At 67.0% G+C, this 20,976-nt stretch carries 18 protein-coding genes; 10 read left to right on the forward strand and 8 right to left on the reverse strand.

The features are described from left to right. Positions 1–4: 4 nt before the first annotated feature. From MFF07_RS06455 to MFF07_RS06475, 4 genes are all read left to right on the forward strand, one after another. Positions 5–211, forward strand: coding sequence for a hypothetical protein (locus tag MFF07_RS06455; RefSeq protein WP_147813083.1), 207 nt, complete (start codon positions 5–7; stop codon positions 209–211). Positions 212–239: 28 nt separating this feature from the next. Next, on the forward strand, positions 240–1,100 hold the full coding sequence (gene cysE, locus MFF07_RS06460; protein WP_147813081.1) for a serine O-acetyltransferase: 861 nt from the start codon (positions 240–242) through the stop codon (positions 1,098–1,100). 513 nt (positions 1,101–1,613) lie between these two features. Then, positions 1,614–3,005 carry a family 2B encapsulin nanocompartment shell protein gene (locus MFF07_RS22480; RefSeq protein ID WP_147813079.1) on the forward strand — a complete coding sequence of 464 codons (1,392 nt, stop codon included), beginning with the start codon at positions 1,614–1,616 and terminating at the stop codon, positions 3,003–3,005. After that, the gene (locus tag MFF07_RS06475) at positions 2,992–5,055 is read left to right on the forward strand and encodes a family 2A encapsulin nanocompartment cargo protein cysteine desulfurase (protein ID WP_147813077.1); all 2,064 of its coding nucleotides are present in this window, start codon (positions 2,992–2,994) and stop codon (positions 5,053–5,055) included. The genes MFF07_RS22480 and MFF07_RS06475 overlap by 14 nt, the downstream gene beginning before the upstream one ends. Positions 5,056–5,361: 306 nt before the next feature. Here MFF07_RS06475 and MFF07_RS06480 read toward each other — a convergent pair whose 3' ends face one another. After that, on the reverse strand, positions 5,362–6,045 hold the full coding sequence (locus tag MFF07_RS06480) for a GntR family transcriptional regulator (RefSeq protein WP_147813395.1): 684 nt from the start codon (positions 6,043–6,045) through the stop codon (positions 5,362–5,364). 352 nt (positions 6,046–6,397) lie between these two features. Here MFF07_RS06480 and frc (MFF07_RS06485) point away from each other — a divergent pair, with 352 nt between their 5' ends. Further along, a complete protein-coding gene (frc, locus tag MFF07_RS06485; protein ID WP_147813075.1) occupies positions 6,398–7,678 on the forward strand; it encodes a formyl-CoA transferase in 1,281 nt (426 codons plus the stop codon). A 137-nt stretch (positions 7,679–7,815) separates the two neighbouring features. Further along, positions 7,816–7,977, forward strand: a complete 162-nt coding sequence (locus tag MFF07_RS06490) for a hypothetical protein (RefSeq protein WP_187272368.1) — start codon at positions 7,816–7,818, stop codon at positions 7,975–7,977. A 35-nt stretch (positions 7,978–8,012) separates the two neighbouring features. Here the strand turns inward: MFF07_RS06490 and MFF07_RS06495 are convergent, their stop codons facing one another. The 4 genes from MFF07_RS06495 to MFF07_RS06510 form a co-directional block, all read right to left on the reverse strand. Further along, the gene (locus MFF07_RS06495; RefSeq protein ID WP_187272367.1) at positions 8,013–8,171 is read right to left on the reverse strand and encodes a hypothetical protein; all 159 of its coding nucleotides are present in this window, start codon (positions 8,169–8,171) and stop codon (positions 8,013–8,015) included. Between the two features lie 200 nt (positions 8,172–8,371). Continuing rightward, entirely contained in the window at positions 8,372–10,147 is a 1,776-nt protein-coding gene (locus tag MFF07_RS06500; RefSeq protein WP_147813073.1) for a DEAD/DEAH box helicase family protein, read from the reverse strand. Between the two features lie 30 nt (positions 10,148–10,177). Beyond that, positions 10,178–10,459, reverse strand: coding sequence for a hypothetical protein (locus MFF07_RS06505; protein WP_147813072.1), 282 nt, complete (start codon positions 10,457–10,459; stop codon positions 10,178–10,180). A gap of 134 nt (positions 10,460–10,593) precedes the next feature. After that, positions 10,594–11,001: a CBS domain-containing protein gene (locus tag MFF07_RS06510; protein WP_147813070.1), complete on the reverse strand. Its 408-nt coding sequence runs from the start codon at positions 10,999–11,001 to the stop codon at positions 10,594–10,596. 435 nt (positions 11,002–11,436) lie between these two features. Here MFF07_RS06510 and oxlT (MFF07_RS06515) point away from each other — a divergent pair, with 435 nt between their 5' ends. The 4 genes from oxlT (MFF07_RS06515) to MFF07_RS06530 all read left to right on the forward strand — a co-directional run bounded on the left by oxlT (MFF07_RS06515) (position 11,437) and on the right by MFF07_RS06530 (position 17,285). Continuing rightward, positions 11,437–12,720 (forward strand): oxalate/formate MFS antiporter, encoded by a 1,284-nt coding sequence (gene oxlT / locus MFF07_RS06515; RefSeq protein ID WP_147813068.1) that lies wholly within the window; start codon positions 11,437–11,439, stop codon positions 12,718–12,720. 288 nt (positions 12,721–13,008) lie between these two features. Then, complete coding sequence (oxlT, locus tag MFF07_RS06520) at positions 13,009–14,337, forward strand: oxalate/formate MFS antiporter (protein WP_147813066.1); 1,329 nt, start codon at positions 13,009–13,011, stop codon at positions 14,335–14,337. Between the two features lie 173 nt (positions 14,338–14,510). Continuing rightward, a complete protein-coding gene (oxc, locus tag MFF07_RS06525; protein ID WP_147813064.1) occupies positions 14,511–16,274 on the forward strand; it encodes an oxalyl-CoA decarboxylase in 1,764 nt (587 codons plus the stop codon). Positions 16,275–16,586: 312 nt separating this feature from the next. Beyond that, complete coding sequence (locus MFF07_RS06530) at positions 16,587–17,285, forward strand: alpha/beta hydrolase (RefSeq protein ID WP_147813062.1); 699 nt, start codon at positions 16,587–16,589, stop codon at positions 17,283–17,285. A gap of 125 nt (positions 17,286–17,410) precedes the next feature. Here MFF07_RS06530 and MFF07_RS06535 read toward each other — a convergent pair whose 3' ends face one another. The 3 genes from MFF07_RS06535 to MFF07_RS06545 all read right to left on the reverse strand — a co-directional run bounded on the left by MFF07_RS06535 (position 17,411) and on the right by MFF07_RS06545 (position 20,638). Further along, complete coding sequence (locus tag MFF07_RS06535) at positions 17,411–18,598, reverse strand: HPP family protein (RefSeq protein ID WP_147813393.1); 1,188 nt, start codon at positions 18,596–18,598, stop codon at positions 17,411–17,413. 240 nt (positions 18,599–18,838) lie between these two features. Then, positions 18,839–20,089 (reverse strand): formyl-CoA transferase, encoded by a 1,251-nt coding sequence (gene frc / locus MFF07_RS06540; RefSeq protein WP_147813059.1) that lies wholly within the window; start codon positions 20,087–20,089, stop codon positions 18,839–18,841. A 63-nt stretch (positions 20,090–20,152) separates the two neighbouring features. Next, entirely contained in the window at positions 20,153–20,638 is a 486-nt protein-coding gene (locus MFF07_RS06545; RefSeq protein WP_147813391.1) for a PAS domain-containing protein, read from the reverse strand. Positions 20,639–20,976: the final 338 nt, after the last annotated feature.

Below are 20,976 nucleotides of genomic sequence, written 5' to 3' on the forward strand. Positions count from 1 at the left end.
CGTCATGGCTCCCGGAGACCAGGTGGTCTTCGCGCGCCTCGACGTGGCCGAGGCCCTCGGGATCTGGCGGCACGCCACCGGCCGCGTAGTCGAGACGCATGGTGAGGCGAAGGGCACCTCGGAGGGCCGGATCACCGTCGACGTGCAGTTCGACGGCCACGAGACCCTGCAGCGCTACCTGCCGGACCTCTTCGAGAAGCAGACAAATTGAGACCTATGGCGCACGCGAGGATCGCGGCATGAGCCTCGGTGCCGTTCTCAGCGGGCGGTCGCCGCTGCCGCAGGCACCGCTGCGGGCGACGAGCCGTTCGTCGACCGTGGACGCGGTCTGGCACGAGCTGCGGGCCGAGGCCGAGGCGGCCCTGATCGAAGAGCCGCTCTATGCCGGCATCATCCAGGCAACGGTGCTCGATCAACGCAGCATCGCGCAGGCTTTCGCCTATCGCCTCGCACACCGGCTCGGCGACGGCGACCTGTCGCGGCTCGCCATGCGTGACCTCTGCCTGTCGGCCTTCGAGGCCGACCCACATGCGAGCGCTCATGCTGTGCGCGACCTCGTCGCCATCCGCGAGCGCGATCCGACCTGTCGGCGCTATCTCGATCCGTTCCTGTTCTACAAGGGACTCGCGGCGCTCGAGGCATACCGCGTGGCGCATTGGCTGTGGCATCAGGGCCGGGCGACGCTGGCGCTTCACGTACAGAGCCGCATCTCCGAAATCTTCGGGGCCGACATCCATCCGGCCGCGCGGATCGGCTCGGGCGTGTTCATCGACCATGCCACGGGCGTCGTCATCGGCGAGACTGCGGTGGTCGCGGACGACGTCTCGATCCTGCAGTCGGTGACGCTCGGCGGCAACGGCAAGGAGAGCGGCGACCGCCACCCCAAGATCGAGCGCGGCGTGCTGCTCAGCGTCGGCGCCAAGGTGCTCGGCAACATTCGCGTCGGAGAGGGTGCCAAGGTCGCCGCCGCTGCGGTGGTGCTGCACGACGTCCCCGCTCACACCACCGTGGCGGGGGTGCCGGCGCGGGTGGTCTCGAAGTTGGCCCGCAACCAGGAGCCGGCCCAGAGCATGGACCAATTCTTCGGAGATGGGATCTGAACGGGAAGCGCGAATCACTGCGCCGGCCGGATGCCGCTCCCCGATGTTGCCGGAAGCCCTTTTCGCATCCTGGCATCGCTGTCCGTGGCGGTTTGTGCCCGCCGGTGGACGAGCAGGCCTCGTTCGGCGGACGCGCGACGATCAATGGCGACGGGAGATGATTTTTCCGGAAAATTCCGTGACCAGCACGGCAATCGAAGAATTAATTTCTACCATAGCCGGCATCTATAGCAGTATAATTTTGTATTAGACTATTTGATGGAACGAAGATCTGCAAAGTCGTAAAAATTAAGAAGATCCTTCCATTGACGGGATGTCGCAGGCGCGGCTAGACCATCGACCGTTCCCAGAGCGACTTAAGTCGTCGATACCGGAACTCAAGAATTCACCCTGTTGACCCGGACGCGCTGCTCCCGAGCGCGGCTTTCGGTGCGGTCATTCGACTGTACCTAAGCCGCCACGTGCCGAGGAGAGCGCAGCCCGACCTTTAAGAATAAAGCGGAGACCACCACAATGAGCGGACAGGGACAGAGCGTGGGCGCATCGGCAGCACGCAATCTATCAACCGCGACCGTCACTTCGGTCCAGAACCTCGCGAATACGCCGCGCTGGCTCCTCCGGCTGCTGCCCTTCGTCAATGTCGACGGCGGCGTCTACCGCGTGAACCGTCGCGCCGTGGTGCTGGCCAAGCCCGGCCGCATCGACCTACCGACCGACGGCAAGAAGCGCGCGGTCAGCCCGGCTTCGCTCCGCGCCGTGCCGCCGTTCAGCCGCCTCGGCGATGCCGAGCTGTCCGCGCTCGCCGACAAGTTCACCGAGAGCAAGCACAATGCCGGCGACACGATCTCCGAAGAGGGCGCGAAGGATCGCAGCCTGACGATCGTCGCCGACGGCACGGTCGAACTCTCCCTGTCCGGCCCCTACAAGAACCGCCTGCGTTCGGGCCTCGCCACCCGCGGCGACTTCTTCGGCGACGAGACCATCGTCGGCGACGGCCAGCCCGCCCCGGCCGTCAAGGCGCTCTCGGCCGTGACGCTGCTCACCCTCGACCGCTCGGCACTCAACGATGACGCGATCAAGACCCGCATCTCGCAGTATGTCGAGGAGCGCGACCGGCTGAAGGGCCACACCAACAGCCACGGCGAGCAGGGCATCGAGCTCCTGGCCGTCCATACCGGCGCGCCGCGCCTGCCCACGACCTTCGTCGACTACGAGATCGACCCGCGCGAGTATCACCTTTCGACGATACAGACGATCCTCAACACCCACACCCGCGTCACCGATCTCTACTCGAACGAGATCGATCAGCTCCGCGAGCAGATCCGCCTCACGGTCGACGCCGTGAAGGAGCGCGAGGAGTGGGAGCTGCTGAACAACTCCGAGTTCGGCCTCCTGAACGAAGTCAACGGCCGCCAGAGCATCCCGACCCGCTCGGGACCGCCGACCCCGGACGATCTGGACGAACTGCTGACGCTGGTCTGGAAGAAGCCCGCCTTCTTCGTCGCCCATCCCCGCGCCATCGCCGCCTTCGGCCGCGAGGCCACCCGCCGCGGCGTGCCGCCGGTCGTCGTCCACCTGTTCGGAGCCCCGTTCCTCACCTGGCGCGGCGTACCCCTGGTGCCGAGCGACAAGCTGCCGATCAACATCGATCCGGTCACCGGCGCCCAGACCACCTCGATCCTGCTGCTGCGCGTCGGCGAGGGCGAGCAGGGCGTCGTCGGCCTGCAGAAGTCGGGCGTCACCGGCGAGATCGAGCCCGGCCTGTCGGTGCGCTACATGGGCACCAACGACCACTCTATCGCCTCGCACCTCGTGACCCGCTACTTCTCGGCCGCGGTGCTGGTCGAGGATGCCATCGCACGTCTCGATAACGTGCTGCTCGGCAACTACCATGACTACGCCTGAGGCCAGCCCTTTGGGAGTATCCGCCATCGGCATCCCCACGGGCGCACCCGGCGATCTCGCCCACGCCGATCTCGTCGGGCGCCTCGCCCGGGAGATCTACGGCCAGGGTAACGCGGCCTCCACGCCGCTGACCCCTGCGCTGCCGGCTTCGCCGCAGCTTCCCCAAGGCCTGGAGACCATTCCCCAGGCCTCCGGGCAGCCGTCCTTCCCCGGTGCCGCTATCGGCACCCCCTCGGCGCCCTCCGGTGCCCTGCCGTCGGGCCTCCAGCCCGACGCGGCCACTCTCGGCGCGCGGAACTTCGGCGGCCCTGCCGTCGGGCTTCCGGGCTTGACCGGACCGTCCGCGGCCAACCCGATCGGCGGGACGCCTGCGCCGGCCAGCGCCGGCTTCCTCGACGTGACGACAATTCCGTCGGTGCATCCTCTCGCCGATGCTCTGTCGGCGCAGCGTGGCCTGCCGGAGTTCTTCGTGCCGAGCTTGCCCGACGTCGCCGCCTTCCTACCCGGCGGACCGGACCTGCACCGGACCATCGCGGCGGACCATCCGCGAGCAACCGCGTTTGCGGGTGCGGTGGCGCCGAGCCTCGTGCCGGCCGACCCGTCGCATCACCGCAAGGACGTCGCCCAAGAAAACTTCCAGCGCACCGGCCGGCTCTCGGGCGACCCCGTGCGCACGGTGGAGCATGGCAGCGACGAGCCGTTCTCGTCAGGCGACTACTACTTCCTGACCGGATCTTCGCGTAACGCGAAGACGCATGCGTCGCCTCGCGTCGAACCCTCGCGTAACGAGGGTCCGGCTCCGCGCGTGACCTCGACCCAGTCGAGCCCCGCCGGCGCGCCCTTCGATGTCGAGCATGTCCGCAAGGATTTTCCGGCGCTCCACCAGAGTGTGAACGGGCACCGGCTGGTCTGGCTCGACAACGCGGCGACGACTCACAAGCCGCAATCGGTCATCGATGCGACGAGCGAGTTCTACGGCCGCCACAACTCGAACATCCACCGGGCCGCACACACGTTGGCGGCGCGTTCGACCGATCTGTTCGAAGGAGGCCGCGAAAAGGTGCGGCGCTTCCTCAACGCGCCGTCGAAGGACGACATCGTCTTCCTGCGCGGCACGACCGAGGCGATCAACCTCGTCGCGAACTCGTACGGTCGCGCCAATATCGGCCCGGGCGACGAGATTATCGTCTCGACGATCGAGCATCACGCCAACATCGTGCCCTGGCAACTGCTCTCGCAGGCCACCGGCGCGACTTTGCGGGTGATCCCGGTCAACGATCGCGGCGAGATCATCTTCGAGCAGTATGCCGCGCTGCTTTCGGGCCGCACCAAGATCGTGTCGGTGACGCATGTCGCCAACGCGCTGGGCACGGTGAACCCAGTCCGCGAGATCATCGCGCTGGCCCACGCCTACGGCGTGCCGGTGTTGGTGGATGCGGCCCAGTCGACCCCGCACATCCCGATCGACGTGCAGTCGCTCGACGCCGACTTCGTGGTCTTCTCCGGCCACAAGGTGTTCGGGCCGACCGGCATCGGCGCCCTCTACGGCAAGAAGCACCTGCTCGAGGCGATGCCGCCCTGGCAGGGCGGCGGCCACATGATCGAGGACGTGACCTTCACGAAGACCGTCTACAAGGGCGCGCCCGAAAAGTTCGAGGCGGGCACGCCGGACATCGCCGGCGCGGTCGGCCTCGGTGCGGCGCTCGACTACCTGGAGAGCGTCGGCCTGCCGGCCATCGCGGCCTACGAGCACGACCTGCTGGACTATGCGCAGGCGGGTTTGGCCGACATCAAGGGTCTGCGCCTCATCGGCACGGCCCGCGAGAAGGCCAGCGTGATGTCCTTCACGATCGAGGGCCAGAAGAACGAGGCGGTGGCCCACCACCTCGACCGCCACGGTGTCGCGGTGCGCTCCGGCCACCACTGCGCCCTGCCGGCCCTGCGCCGCTTCGGCGTCGACCAGTCGATCCGCGCCTCGCTCGCCTTCTACAACACCCGCGAGGACGTCGACATCTTCCTCAAGGCGCTGCACCGCCTGCCGCGGCACTAGCGGATCCTTCGACGAGACGGTTGCCGTTTCGTCGAAGGGAAACGGGGACAACACCAGGACGTGGCCCCGCGATCCGATCGGGTTGGCCACGGGCTTGGAACGAAGAAGGGAGCCGCGTTTCGAGCGCGGCTCCCTTCTTCGTCATGTAGATCGTCGATGGCTCGCTATCGCCGTTCCAGTCCATTCCGGACATGCAGAACATCGAAGCGCGTCGGCCCGCCGACCAAGCGAAACTGGCCCAAGTCGCGACCGCCGATACTTGGGCTTGCGAACCCCAGTTCCAACCGGCTGCACCGATCTACGGCTTCATTCCAGGTGCTTGCCGTAACGCTCGACATGGATGGCAAGGCCCAGCCCGTGATCGCGGACGAGCCGCTCGGCGAGATCGGCATCGCGCGCTTCGAGCGCCTCGATGATCTGGATGTGCTCCGCAATCGACGTCGAGGCCCGATCGCCCTCGCGCAGGGCGATGTTGCGGACGCCCTTCACGTGCATCAGCAGATTGCTGCAGAGATCCTGGATGACCTCGCAATGACCGAGCGAGATGATCTTCTGGTGGAAGCGGATGTTGGCTTCCGAATATTCGGCGAGGTGGTCCGCCGGCGTACCTTCGAAGAATTCGGGGAACATCGTGCGCATGCATTTGAGGTCTTCGTCCGAAGCGCGCGCGCAGGCGAGCCGCGCGGCCATGCTCTCCAGGGCCGCCCAGGCCTGGATCATGCCGACGATCTCCTTGCGGGTCTTGCGCACGACGAAGACGCCGCGCCGCGGCTCGTTGCGGACGAAGCCTTCCTGCTCCAGCACCGTCAGCGCCTCGCGGATCGGCGTGCGGCTGACGCCGAGCGTCTGCGACAGGCCGCGCTCGTCGAGGCGGACGTCACCGGTCTGACCGTAGATGTCCATGTTGGTGATGGCAGACTTCAGCGCTTCATACGCCAGTGTCCGCAAACTCGTCGCCGGGACGATCGGCTTTATTGTGAAGGTCTGCATCGCGTCAGTATCAGTCCGGTATTGGCTTCGGATCGGGATCGCTGAAGGCTTCGCGAACCGTCGGGACCATGGCGGCTCACCGTTGGAAACACAAGGCGGCGGCCGCGCTTGGCAGGGCATAGCCCGAAACGGTCGCACCCGCGGCAGCCAGCAAAATTGACCGCTGGTATTTGGTATGCCAATACTCTGCGAGTCGTCGAACACGAAGCTTTCGCCCTTGCTCCGCGCCCGAGTTTCGTTCGGTCCGCAGCAGATCCGGGTCGCCCGCTTCCAGGCGGCGCGCGCCCCGGTACGGACCGACAAAGGCCCGGCCGGGATCCGCGGAAGACCAACCGCTCCTCGGGAGGAGACTATGACGGGCACGCCACTCGATGGGGTGAGAATCCTGGACTTCACGCATGTCCAGTCCGGCCCGACCTGCACGCAGCTTCTCGCCTGGTTCGGCGCCGACGTGATCAAGGTCGAGCGGCCCGGCGCCGGCGACGCCACGCGCCAGCAACTGCAGGACATACCCGGCGTCGACAGCCTCTATTTCACGATGCTGAACCACAACAAGCGCTCGATCACGATCGACGCCAAGAACGCCACCGGCAAGGAACTCCTCTGGCGGCTGATCCGGGAATGCGACGTCCTCGTCGAGAATTTCGCGCCGGGTGCCCTCGACCGCATGGGCCTGACCTGGGAGGCACTGCAGGCTGCCAATCCGGGCCTGATCCTCGCCTCCGTGAAAGGGTTCGGCCCGGGCCGCTACCAGGATTGCAAGGTCTACGAGAACGTTGCGCAATGCGCTGGTGGGGCCGCCTCCACCACCGGCTGGCGCGATGGCCTGCCGACGGTGACCGGCGCGCAGATCGGCGATTCCGGGACCGGCCTGCACCTCGCGCTAGGCATCGTCACGGCGCTCTACCACCGCACGCAGACCGGCCAGGGCCAGCGCGTCGACTGCGCCATGCAGGACGGCGTGCTCAACCTCTGCCGGGTGAAGCTGCGCGACCAGCAGCGCCTCGCGCGGGGCCCGCTCGCGGAATACAGCCAGTTCGGCGAGGGTGTGGAGTTCGGCGAATCCGTGCCGCGGGCCGGCAACGATTCCGGCGGCGGCCAGCCTGGGCGCATTCTCAAATGCAAGGGCTGGGAGCAGGACCCCAACGCCTACATCTACTTCATCACCCAAGGCGCGGTCTGGGAGCCGATCTGCGACATCATCGGCGAGCCCGGCTGGAAGACCGATCCGGACTACGTGACGCCGAAAGCCCGGCTGCCGCATCTCAACGAGATTTTCACGCGCATCGAAGCGTGGACCATGAAGCACGACAAGCTCGAGGCGATGGAGATCCTCAACGCCTACGACATCCCGTGCGGGCCGATCCTGTCGATGAAGGAGATCGCGGAGGACGACGCGCTGCGCGCCAGCGGAACGGTCGTCGAGGTCGATCACCCGACGCGCGGGCCGTATCTGACCGTCGGCAACCCGATCAAGCTCTCGGCGAATTCCGTGGCAATCACGCGGTCGCCGCTCCTCGGCGAGCACACCGACGAGGTTCTTCGCGACGTGCTGGGCTGCTCCGAGGCCGAGATCGACACGATACGGGGTTCGGGCGCCACCGGCGCGATCCAGAGGGTCGCCGCAGAATAACGTTCACGTGCCGCGGAGATCGCGGATACGAGCATGCATTATATTGACGAATTGTATTTTGGTATGCCAAATACCAAGAGTGGCTACGAAGCTGCGATTCGATGCGTCGGATGGTTGGTGGCGTCTGAGGAATGACGATGATCGACGAACCCCTGGCACTCCTCGCGGAAGCCTTCGGCCAAGACCTGGAGGCACCGATGCCGCCCACCGGCAGCGAGGCGTCGGACCATCCGTCCGATCTCGCCGTCATCGCCGCAGCGTTCGTCGGCCAAGCCGAGAGTGCAGCGAGCCGTCGATGAGCGATCGTCTACCGACCGGTGAACGGCCAAGCCCGTCAGGCGAGCTGTGCGTAGCGGCCGGCGTTCTGGAGGTTCCCGTTGCGGCCATCGGGGCTGGTTGCGGCGTTCGCGGTCAGCTTGTCGGCAAGCTTGACGACGAGCAGACCCTGGAGGGCGAAGAGAAGGACGAGGGCGACGAGGGCGGTACCGAGCATGATGACCTCTTGAACCGATGTTGCGGTGCGACAAGAGAGTGATAGCTCGTGTTATTTTGGATATGAAGTACAAAATACCAGATACAGCCATGCGCCTTGTGCATGCTGGGGCGCGCTGTCGTCGTGATTTCCCTCCGAGGGCCAGCATTTTCGGCCCATCGCGATGCTGCGGTGCGGCACCGCGACCGTTCGGAAGCTTTTTATCCGCGCCCCCATGCTCCCAGCGTGGAGATCTCCGCGGCGCACAGCGTCTCGCTGATCCCGGCCACATCGATGACCCCGGCGGGAAGGCCTGCGGCGAGTAGCGCGTCCCGCATCCCGTCATCCGTGCAGACGGCGGCATACACATCCCGATCGAGGCCGACGAGGCGGCTGCGCTCGAACCGGGCGAAGACGCGGCCGGTCGAGCGCTCGGCGAACCGGACGCTGGCGAGCCGGCCGACGCAGTCCCGCAAAAATCCGGCATTGTGCTCGGGGGCGAGATCGGCGCCCGCATAGACTTCCGCGGGCGAGCGCGCGTGGATGTCGATCCTACGGTAGCGGTCGATATCGAGGAGCGCCCGCGCGTCGAGGACGGTCATGGCACCGTTGCTGCCGAAGCCGATGGTGCGCGGAGTCTCGTCCTTCAGGACGGTGTTGTCCAGGAATTCGAACGCCACCGCCTTGTCCGTCCGCAGGGCCCACAGAAAGAACAGCCGCGGCATGCCCGCGAAGGCCTCGACGTTGTGCGCGAGGAGGTCTTCCACGGCCTTGTAGCGCCCGAATTCCTCGCCGCGCTTCCAGGCCCGCTCAACCGTCGCCTCGGGCGGAGTGATCATGAATTGCAGGTAGATCCGGTGGCCGAAGCGGGTCAGCAGTTGGCTGGTGCCGTCGCCGCGCGCATCGGCGGAGAAGCTGTCGAAGCGGAAGCGGTCGATCAGCAGGTGCGAAATCCGGCCCTCGGCCGCCTTGCGGGCCATGTAAAGGTCGAGCTTGGCGTCGATGATCTCGACTCCGTGGCCGGTCAGTGGGCCGGCATAAAGCCGGGCCGGCCCGAGGCCGTCGTAGTCGAGCAGGAATTTCCGCCAGACGTCGGGTGTGATCACCGCGAAGTCGGACCAGTCGGCGCCGCTGCGCTCGACGAGCGCCCGCTGGTAGGGGCGGATGGTGCTCTTCCCCGAGGCCGAGGCGCCCTTGACGTTCATGACCACGGGTCGGTCCTGGGCGCCGACCCGGCGATAGCCCTCCTGCGCGACGACGGCCGCGATCCAGGGTTCGAGGGTCTCCCCGATCCGCCGGCTGCCATGGGCGTTCGAGACGAGGATGACGGCGAGCCCCCGCAGCAACCTCCGATCGCGGATCAGACAGCCTTGGCGGGTGACGACGCACGCCACGACGGTGCGCAGGGACTCGCGCGCGCAGCGCTCCAGGCTTTCGGGTGCACCCGCCGGCTCTTGGAGGCGGCGCAGGGCACGCGCCTCGCGGTCCTCGGCGGGCGGCGACGGGACACGCCGTGCGAAGACCGACAGGCCGAACGGCCGTTTTTCGCGATCGCCTTCCTCTCCCGGATGGTCGAACAGGGCCGCGAGTTCGCCATCGAGCACGGCGTTCGCCCGGGTACGGATCGACGCCAGGAGTTCGGTGATCTGCGGGAGGCGCGCCGCGACGCCATCGCGAAGAATCGTCGCCGCGATGCGGCGGGTGTTGACGCCGAGATCGGCGTAGACGCTTCCGAGGGGCACCGACAGGTCGGCCATCACCCGGATCAGCACCTCGTGGACGACGAGGCGCTCGGGGCGGAACAGGGCGAGCTGCGTCGCCGGCAGCCCGCTGAAATCGCTGAGTTCATGGATCTCCGCGAACGTGTTCTCGACGTTCTCCGGCCGGAAGACGGTGGCCAGCGGCCGGACGTAGCGCGGCAGGCCCGAGACGAGGCCGGGGTTCCAGGCGTGGAAGCCGGTGCCGTCGCCGTTCGCGATGGGGTCGGGCTCCGGCATAGCCACTTGCGAGGCCCCGGGCCGGATCGCTCAGGCGGCCGACACGCTGTCGATCGTCTCGAACCGGGTCTGGTATTCCGCGCCCCAGATCGCGTCGGCCTTGTCGTGCCAGTCCCGGTCGAAGAACCGCTCGGCCTGGGCTTGGCTCGCCCAGATGCAGACCGCGGTAATCCGGTTCTCCAGGACCCGCACGTGCCGGCTCTCGAGGCCGCCGGTCACGCCGGCGCGGGGCAGCATGTCCTTGCTCGACAGGCCGTGCTCGTTCTCGGCCGGAAAGGCCACCGGGCATTCGACGACGGTGAGGTATTTCATCGGGCGCTCTTTCGGCTCATGCGATGGGGGGCTTGGAGCCGTGCCCGATCGCCCTGCAATCGCCCGCGGCTCCGAGGCTTTGTCTTGCCGCGCCTTCTTTCGGCCAAGCGGTATCCACTTGGCCGGAAGGCGCTCTAGGCTCGCGCAGCCGCGGCGTCCGCCGCACCGGCGCAATCCCAGATGCTCAGGATAGCGCTGACCCGAAATCCGTCCATCAGCGCGATGTGGTCGACTTTGTGGTCGCAGAAGGCCCGCATCCGGTCGCCGGGCGAGGCGGTGACGTCGATCGCCGGAAAGTCGTGCTCGGCGATGACCCAGACGCAATGACCGTAGATGTCCGAGCCGCGTGTGGCGAGGGCCCGGAAGATGTCGCGTTCGGTCAACAGCCCGACGACGGCGGCATCCGCGGCATGGCCATCGACGACCAGCAAAGCCCCGGCGCCCGATTGCGAGAGCCGCCGCGCCGCTTCGCCCACGGAGCTATCCCTGTGGATGCGCGGCGCGTCCGTTCTGCCGCGCGCTCGGCCCGATTCCCGGTCCATGGCGCTCCTCCTGTCAGGTGTCCCCTTATGGCCGGGAACGATCCATGGAGGCCAATCTGGTATACAACATACCTATTGTCAATTCTGAATTTTGAATTATGGTGCAGGCGCCGGTCGGAGAAGCGGAAACATACATCCGCATCTGGCCGTCGAAGCATTCGCATGATTCCGGCACCGCCGGGCTTGTGACGACACTCACTTCTCTCGCGCCTCTTCGCTCCGACGGAGGCCTTGACCCGTGACCGAAGGACGACGTCCCCGAACTTATTTCAATACGGCTTTCCGCTTGCGGCGCTCGTCTGCGCAGGAGCGTCCGAACCTCGTCCGCAGCCATCCGCGCGAAGCCGGCCGGCCGACGACGCAATCAAGAATCAAGACAATCAAGACGGTCCAATAACGCCAAGCATCCCAAAGACCTCTCCTTGGAGAAACGCCATGGTTACCCCCTCCACGACAGCCGGTTCACCGCCCACCAGTCGATGGCTGCAACTGGTCTTCGGCATCGTCTGCATGTGCATGATCGCCAACATGCAGTACGGCTGGACCTTCTTCGTGAACCCGATCCAGGAGCGTCACGGCTGGGACCGCGCCGCGATCCAGGTCGCCTTCACGATGTTCGTCGTCACCGAGACCTGGCTCGTCCCGATCGAAGGCTGGTTCGTCGACAAGTACGGCCCGCGCATCGTCGCGCTGATGGGCGGCCTGCTCTGTGCCGTCGGCTGGGTGATGAACTCCTACGCCGACTCGCTGACGATGCTCTACGCCGCCGCCGCCGTCGGCGGCACGGGCGCCGGCGCCGTCTACGGCACCTGCGTCGGCAACTCGCTGAAGTGGTTCCCCGATCGCCGCGGCCTCGCCGCCGGCCTCACCGCGATGGGCTTTGGCGCGGGTTCGGCACTGACGGTCATCCCGATCCAGGCGATGATCAAGAACTACGGCTACGAGTCGGCCTTCTTCTACTTCGGCATCGGCCAGGGCGTCGTCGTCATGATCCTGGCGCTGTTCCTGATCGCGCCGAAGAAGGGCGACGTGCCGGAGGTGGCCAAGGTCAGCCAGAGCAAGCGCGACTTCACGCCCGGCGAGATGGTGCGCACGCCGATCTTCTGGATCATGTACGCGATGTTCGTGATGATGGCGGCCGGCGGCCTGATGGCCACCGCCCAGCTCGGGCCGATCGCCAAGGACTTCCACATCATCGACACCCCCGTGAGCCTGCTCGGCATCACGTTGCCGGCCCTGACCTTCGCAGCGACGATCGATCGGGTGCTCAACGGCGTCACCCGACCGTTCTTCGGCTGGGTCTCCGACCATATCGGCCGCGAGAACACGATGTTCCTCTCCTTCGGCATCGAAGGCGTCGGCATCTACCTCCTGAGCGTGTTCGGGCAGGACCCGTTCATGTTCGTGATCCTCACCGGGCTCGTGTTCTTCGCCTGGGGCGAGATCTACTCGCTGTTCCCAGCCACCTGCGGCGACACCTTCGGCTCGAAATACGCCGCGACCAATGCCGGCCTGCTCTACACGGCCAAGGGCACGGCCGCGCTGATCGTGCCCTTCTCCAGCGTGCTGACCACGATGACCGGAAGCTGGCACGCGGTGTTCCTGGCCGCGGCCGGGCTGAACATCCTCGCAGCGCTGATGGCGCTGTTCGTGCTCAAGCCGATGCGGGCCGCCTATACGAAGCCGGCGCTCGCCCTCCACGCGGTTCCCGCGGAGTAACCTCCCCACGATCGCCGACGGCCGGTTCGAGCAACCGGCCGCCGGTTTGTTTTTGCGCGGACGCGCGCCGTGGCTGAGACGCCCGGCGCGCGTCGTCGTTTCGGCCCTCCTCCGGCCGCGATGATCAGGCCTTCGGTCTCGACCATGCCCAGCGCGGATCGTACGATCGACCTGCGCGGCACCATATTCTTCGCCCGATCCGATCTCTGGTATATTGCATACCTAGAAATATCATGCTTGATGGACCTGCTACGGAATCAAGAAAACCCGCAACGGGAGGTATCCGGGATGGATCGCCAGGACGCGCCGAACACATCCGCTCGACACCGGGAGGCAGCGCACGACGCGCCCTCGGCCAAATGGTGGCAGCTCGCTTTCGGCGTGCTCTGCATGGCGATGATCGCCAACCTGCAGTACGGCTGGACGCTCTTCGTCGATCCCATCGACGCCAAGTTTCACTGGGGCCGTGCGGCCATCCAGTTCGCCTTCACGATCTTCGTCGCAACGGAAACCTGGCTCGTACCGATCGAGACCTGGTTCGTGGACCGCTACGGCCCGCGCGTCGTGGTCGGCTTCGGCGGCGTGATGATCGGTCTCGCCTGGTTCCTCAACGCCCATGCCGAGTCGCTGCCCGTGCTGTACACGGCCGCGGTCATCGGCGGGATCGGGGCCGGCTCGGTCTACGGTACCTGCGTCGGCAACGCCTTGAAGTGGTTCCCGCACCGTCGCGGCCTCGCGGCCGGCGCCACGGCGGCCGGCTTCGGCGCGGGCGCGGCCATCACGGTGGTTCCGATCGCCAAGATGATCGCCACGAGCGGCTACCAGGACGCCTTCCTGTATTTCGGCGTCGGACAGGGCCTCGTCGTCGTCGCCCTGTCGTTTCTGCTGCGCAAGCCGCGCTCGGCCGGCCCGGTCCAGCGCAAGAGCCTGCGCCTGCCGCAGACGAGCGTCGACCGCAGCCCGAAGGAAGCGGTCCGTACCCCCGTGTTCTGGGTGATGTACGCCATGTTCGTCATGGTGGCCTCGGGCGGCCTGATGGCGGCGGCGCAGATCGCGCCGATCGCCCATGACTTCAAGGTCGCCGACGTCCCGGTGAGCCTGTTCGGCCTGCAGATGGCGGCCCTGACCTTCGCGATTTCGCTGGACCGGATCTTCGACGGCTTCGGCCGGCCGTTCTTCGGTTGGGTCTCGGACAATATCGGCCGCGAGAACACGATGTTCATCGCCTTCAGCATCGCGGCAATGGCGATCATCGTCCTGCTCAACCTCGGCACCAACCCCTACGTCTTCGTCTTCGCGACGGCTGTCTATTTCGGGGTGTTCGGCGAGATCTACTCGCTGTTCCCGGCCACCTGCGGCGACACGTTCGGCTCGAAGTTCGCGGCGAGCAATGCCGGGCTCCTCTACACCGCAAAGGGATCGGCCGCCTTCCTGGTGCCGTTCGGCAGTATGCTCTCGGCGGCCTATGGCTGGTCGGCGGTGTTCGCGCTGATCATCGGTCTCAACATCGTCGCGGCATCGCTCGCGATGTTCGTGCTGAAGCCCCTGCGCCGGCGCTACCTCACCGAGGAGCCGGGCCAGGCCGTGGCCAAAGATCGCTCGCTCACCCTCGCCTGACGATCTCCCAGACGCCGGCCGATCCCCATTTCGGCCGGCGTTTTCGTTGACCCAATTATTGGTATTTGGTATACCAAAGATCGGATCTCAGCCGGATCCCACGCGCCCGCCGATTCCGAACAACCCGGTCGGACAAGGGTGACACCTCACACATTCTCTCGGAAGGGAACGACATGTTTGCAGTGGCCAAGCTCATCGATACGTCGACGACCGACGTCAGCATCGCCGAAGCCGACGCTCCGATGGAGCTGACGGATGGCTTCCACCTCGTCATCGACGCGCTGAAGCTCAACGGCATCGAGACGATCTACGGCGTGCCCGGCATCCCGATCACCGATCTCGGCCGGATGGCCCAGGCCGAGGGCATGCGCGTCATCTCCTTCCGGCACGAGCAGCATGCCGGCAACGCGGCGGCGATCGCGGGCTTCCTCACCAAGAAGCCCGGCATCTGCCTCACCGTGTCGGCCCCGGGCTTTCTCAACGGCCTGACGGCACTCGCCAACGCCACCACGAACTGCTTCCCGATGATCCTGATCTCGGGCTCCTCCGAGCGCGAGATCGTCGACCTGCAGCAGGGCGATTACGAGGAGATGGACCAGCTTGCCATCGCCAAGCCGCTCTGCAAGGCCGCCTTCCGCGTGCTGCACGCGGCCGATATCGGCATCGCCATCGCCCGCGCCATCCGCGCCGCCGTCTCCGGTCGTCCGGGCGGGGTCTATCTCGATCTCCCCGCCAAGCTTTTCAGCCAGGTGATGGATGCCGAAGCCGGCGCGGCCTCGCTCGTCAAGGTGATCGACGCGGCCCCTGCCCAGATCCCGGCGCCATCGGCCGTCGCCCGCGCCATTGAGGAACTGAAGAACGCCAAGCGCCCGCTGATCGTGCTCGGCAAGGGCGCCGCCTACGCCCAGGCCGACGAACTCGTGCGCGAACTCGTCGAGACCAGCGGCATCCCTTACGTGCCGATGAGCATGGCCAAGGGCCTCCTTCCGGACACGCATCCGCTCTCGGCCGGTGCCGCGCGCTCGACGGCTCTGAAAGATTCGGACGTCGTCCTCCTCGTCGGCGCCCGCCTCAACTGGCTGCTCTCGCACGGCAAGGGCAAGACCTGGGGCGCGCCCGGCTCCAAGCGCTTCATCCAGATCGACATCGAGCCGCGGGAGATGGACTCGAACGTCGAGATCGTCGCGCCCGTGGTCGGCGATATCGGCTCCTGCCTCGCGGCACTCCTCGAAGGCATGGGCCAGGGCTGGAAGACCGCGCCGGCCGACTGGATCGAGACGCTGCGTTCCAAGCGCGAGGCCAACGTCGCCAAGATGGCGCCGAAGCTGATGAAGAACACGGCGCCGATGGACTTCCACTCGGCGCTGGGCGCGCTCCGCACCGTGATCAAGGAGCGGCCGGACGCAATCCTCGTCAACGAGGGCGCCAACACCCTCGATCTCGCCCGCGGGATCATCGACATGTACCAGCCGAGGAAGCGCCTGGACGTCGGGACCTGGGGCATCATGGGCATCGGCATGGGCTTCGCCGTCGCCGCCGCTGTCGAGACCGGCAAGCCGGTGCTGTGCGTCGAGGGCGACAGCGCCTTCGGCTTCTCCGGCATGGAGGTGGAGACCATCTGCCGGTACAACCTGCCGGTCTGCATCGTGGTGTTCAACAACAACGGCATCTACCGCGGCACCGACACGGACCCGACCGGCCGCGACCCGGCCACCACCGTCTTCGTGCCGGAGGCGCGTTACGACCGCATGATGGAAGCCTTCGGCGGCGTCGGCGCCCACGTCACCACCCCCGACGAGCTCAAGCGCGCGGTGGATGCGGCCATGGATTCGGGCCGGCCGACTCTGATCAACGCCGCGATCGACCCGGCCGCCGGCAGCGAGAGCGGCAATATCGGCAGCCTCAATCCGCAGAGCGCGATCAAGAAGAAGACGTGAGGGCGGCTCGCCTCGTCGAGTCTCTAACGAGACCGGCCCTGCCCCGGCAGCCAGCGAGGCTGTCGAGGTTGCGCCTTCCGATACCGTGTCCTGTCGATCGAAGCGGTCACCGTGCCACTCCTCGCCCTCTGGGCGAGGGGGACCGCGCGCAGCGCGGTGGAGCGGGCGGCACCGAACCCATGCCGGGGACGACGGCGCCGGCCCCCTCCGTCCGCTTCGCGGCCACCTCCCCCAGAGGTGGAGGAGAGCCCCAGTCGCATGCCGATCCGATCATCCGGAACGGCATGAGCCGACACCAACGCGGGTAACGCCATGATCGACCCCCAGCTCGCGGGCCGGTTGAGCTTCCTCCCCCGGCTGCCGACCGAAAAGCCGCTCCCCCCGGGCCGTCACGACCTCGGGCTGTTTCCCGAGCGCGACGCGGTCCTGTTCGTGCCGCAGGCGGTTCCCGCGCGCCGGCCGGTGCCGCTGGTCGTGCTGTTCCATGGCGGCGGCGGCAGCGCCCAAAAGATCCTGCCGATGCTGGAGGCCCATGCCGAGGCCCGCGGCTTCCTGTTGCTGGCGCCGCAATCGCTCCATCCGACCTGGGACCTCGTGATCGCCGGCAACGGCCCCGACCGCGAACGGTTGGACCTGGCTCTGGCGGCCGTCACCGCGCGCTTCCTGCTCGATCCCGGCCGGCTCGCCTTCGCCGGCCATTCCGACGGCGGCAGCTACGCGCTGTCCCTCGGGCTCACCAACGGCGATCGCGTCAGCCACGTCATCGTGTCCTCGGCGGGTTTTTTGTCCGTCCAGCTCCAGGCCGGCGCGCCGCGCATCTTCCTTTCGCACGGCACCCGCGACGAACAGATTCCAATCGACCGCAGCGGCCGCGTCCATGCTCGCCTGCTCCGGCAAGCCGGCTACGACGTCACCTATGTCGAGTATGACGGGCGGCACGCCTACGACCCGGCCGTCGTGCGGCAGGCCGTCGATTTCTTTCTTCGGGAGATGCTGTCGGCCGTCGACTGATGCAAACGGACGAAAGCTCTGCCCCTTCCTGCGACTGGCCGTTGGTAAGCGCGAAAGCGTGCCGCCGCTGGTCGTGCGGCGGACGCCTTGGACCGGTTATGGTCGAAGGCCGCTGGTACGAGCGGTCAGGACGCTCCGGCGGACGCCAGGCGTAGGCTCGGACCCTCGTCGCCGCGGCTCGCCATGTCGGCGAGCATCGCACCCACCAGATCCGTCTGCGCGACGACGCCGACCAGCCGCCCGTCCGGGCTGGTGACCGGCGCATGGTGGAGACCGGCCTGCGTCATCAGAAGGGCGGCCTCGCCGGCCACCGTGTCCGGGTGCAGCGTGGTGATGTCCGTGGTCATGACGTCGGCGACCGAGCCGTGCGGAGCGCGGCCGCGGTCGCGCGTCAGCCGGAGCCGGCGGCCGAGCCCGAGGCGCGGTCCGCGCATGTCCCACACCGTCTTGTCGATGAGGTCGCTCTGGGTGACGACGCCGAGCACCCGTGCGCCCTCGTCGGTGACCGGCAGAATGGTGACGCGGTGGCCGCGCAGCATCTCGAGGGCGTCGCGCAACGGCGTCTCGGGCGCGATGGCGCGGACGTTTCGCGAGAGCAGCGCGGCGCAGGTGGTCTGGCCCGAGCGGCGCAGCGAGGCATGGATCTGTGCCCGGCGCAGGATTGCCTGGAGGTCGCCTCTGCCGATGTCGAGGATCTCGTCGACGTCCCGGAGCGCCGCATCGAGATCTGCGGCGGTGAGGCCGCTGCCCGAGGCCGGGATCGGATCGTTGCCGCGCGCCGGCCGGCCCGGCGCCACATGCGGGTAGGAGCGTCCCGTCAGGTTGTTGAATACCAGGGCCGAGACCAGCAGCAGGGCCGAGTTCAGGCCGACCGGCCAGAGCACGAAACCGTAGCCGAGATCGCGGATCGCCGGGCCGCCGAGCACGGCCGTCAGCGCCACGGCGCCGCTCGGCGGATGCAGGCAGCCGAGGAGCATCATCAGCGCGATGGCGAGCCCCACCGCAACGGAAGCGGCCAGAACCGGGTCGGTAATGCTCGCCGCCGCCGTGACGCCGACCAGCGCCGCCACCAGGTTGCCGCCGAGGATCGACCAGGGCTGCGCCAGCGGACTCGACGGCACTGCGAAGAGCAGGACGGCCGAGGCGCCCATCGGCGCGATCAGCGCCGGCAAAGCGGCGTCCGATCCGACGGCGCTCCGCGCGATCAATCCGGTGAGGAGGATCCCGACCAACGCGCCGCAAGCGGAGCGGACGCGCTCCCGCGTGCTGATGGCGAGCAGATCCGGAACGAACCGGCTCAGGAACGGGCTCAGCATCGGCACGGGCCTCGGCGCTGACGGGATCGGGGCGGCGACGGCATAGCCCGTCGCCTCCGCCTTCCCAAAAAGAAAAGCCGGACCGACGGATCGGCCCGGAGTTGTCGCAAGGGAGCGTCGGTGGCTCGTCGCCGCCGTCGCGCCCTTGCCAAGAGAGGAGAAATGAGGAGGAGCCGGGCTCGGGGTCGGTCAGGCTCGCGCGCCACCCCCGGGCCGTCTCGTTTCCGAAACCGCGGCTCAGACAGCCTTGGCGTCGTGAAGCTCCGCGATCTGCTGCTGGTTGTAGCCGAGGCCGGCCAGGACCTCGTTGGTGTGCTCGCCGAGCAGCGGCGAGGCCTTGATGTCGACCTGGAGGTCGGAGAACTTGATCGGGCTTCCCACCGTCAGGTACGAACCGAGCTTCGGGTGCTGCACCTCGGCGATGGTGCCGCTGTCGCGCAGGGACTTGTCGACCGAGATCTCCTTCATCGAGAGCACCGGCGAGCAGGGGATGTCGAACTTGCGCAGGATGTCGACGGCCTCGAACTTGGTCTTGTCGGCGAGCCACTCTTCGATCGTGCCGAAGATGTCCATGATCTTGTCCTGGCGGGCGCGGGCGGTGTTGTAGGCCGGGTCGTCGATCCACTCTTCGCGGCCGAGCGCCTTGCAGATCGGGGCCCAGGCGTGGCCCTGGATCGTGAAGTAGATGTAGGCGTTCGGGTCGGTCTCCCAGCCCTTGCACTTCAGCACCCAGCCCGGCTGGCCGCCGCCGCCCGCATTGCCGCCGCGCGGCACCACGTCCGTAAACGTGCCGTGCGGATATTGTGGGTATTCTTCGAGGTAGCCGACGGCGTCGAGGCGCTGCTGGTCCCGCAGCTTTACGCGGCAGAGATTGATCACCGCGTCCTGCATCGAGACGGCGACCTTCTGGCCCTTGCCGGTCTTGTCCTTGTGGCGCAGCGCCGTGAGTATGCCGATGGCGAGGTGCATGCCGGTGTTCGAGTCGCCGAGCGCGGCGGCCGACACGGTCGGCGGGCCGTCCCAGAAGCCGGTGGTCGAGGCAGCGCCGCCGGCGCATTGGGCGACGTTCTCGTAGACCTTCAGGTCCTCGTAATGGTGGCCGTCGGAAAAGCCCTTGACCGAGGCCAGCACCATGCCGGGGTTGAGCTCCTGGATCCTGGCCCAGGAGAAGCCCATGCGGTCGAGGGCGCCGGGGCCGAAGTTCTCGACCATGACGTCGGATTCCTTGATCAGCTTCTCGAGGACTTCCTTGCCTTGCTTGACCTTCGTGTCGAGGGTCAGCGAACGCTTGTTCGAGTTCAGCATCGTGAAGTAGAGCGCGTCCGCGCCCTCGACGTGGCGCAGCTGGTTGCGGGTGACGTCGCCGGCGCCGGGGCGCTCGACCTTGATCACGTCCGCGCCGAACCAGGCGAGGAGCTGCGTGCAGGCCGGTCCGGCCTGGACGTGGGTGAAGTCGATGATCTTGATGCCTTCGAGCGGCTGGCTCATGGTCGTTGTCTCCCTGTGGTCGACGGCGTTGCGGTTTCGAAGTTTTTTTGAGAAATCCGAAGTCTAAAAACAGTGTTTCGACGTCAAATCTGGCTCGTCTTCAAATTCCGCTGAAACGGATGCTTGGATCTCGGCCTCCAGATCCGAGACTCGGCGGCGCAGCTGGCGTTCATCCTCCCAGCGCGTGGTATCGTCGCGGATGATCGCGGCGATGCCGGTGACCGCGCCGTCGGCGCCATGGAGCATGCCCACGGTGAAGGCGATGGAGAGCGCGCGGCCGTCTTTGTGCAGGGCCGGCACGCGCAGCACGTCGGCGCCGTACTTGGTCACGCCCGTGCGCATGGTCTTGTGGTAGCCGTCCCAGTGGCGCCGACGGTGACGGTCGGGGGTGATCAGGTCGAGGCGCTGGCCGAGGGCTTCGGCCTCGGAAAATCCGAAGATCCGCTCGGCGGCCGGATTCCAGACCACGATCAGCCCCTCCGGATCGGAGACGACCACCGCGTCGCCGATGGCGGCGACCAGCCCGGAAACGTCGAAGCCCGGTGCCATGATCACGCCGACGCCGCGTGCCGGATGGCGATGCAGGGATCGGTCATGGCGTCTGATCCTCCCGTTTTCCGGATCGAGAGGCTCGCCCCCTCGCTCCAGTGACTCGGTGATTGGCATCTGGTATACCAAATACGAAATCAGCGTCAAGACCGGGCCGGACCACTTCGATCGCTCACTTCCGGGATACCGGCATGCGGCAGTTCGTTGGGTCCAAGGCGGGACCACGTGGCGGCAGGATCAGGCGAGGACACAGCCGGCATGGCACCGAGCATCACCATCACCCAGGTCGAGGGCTTCAAGTTCCTGATCGATTTCGGCGCGGCCTTTCCGGCGCTGGT

The organism is Methylobacterium thuringiense (assembly GCF_022179645.1).
GTDB lineage: Bacteria > Pseudomonadota > Alphaproteobacteria > Rhizobiales > Beijerinckiaceae > Methylobacterium > Methylobacterium thuringiense.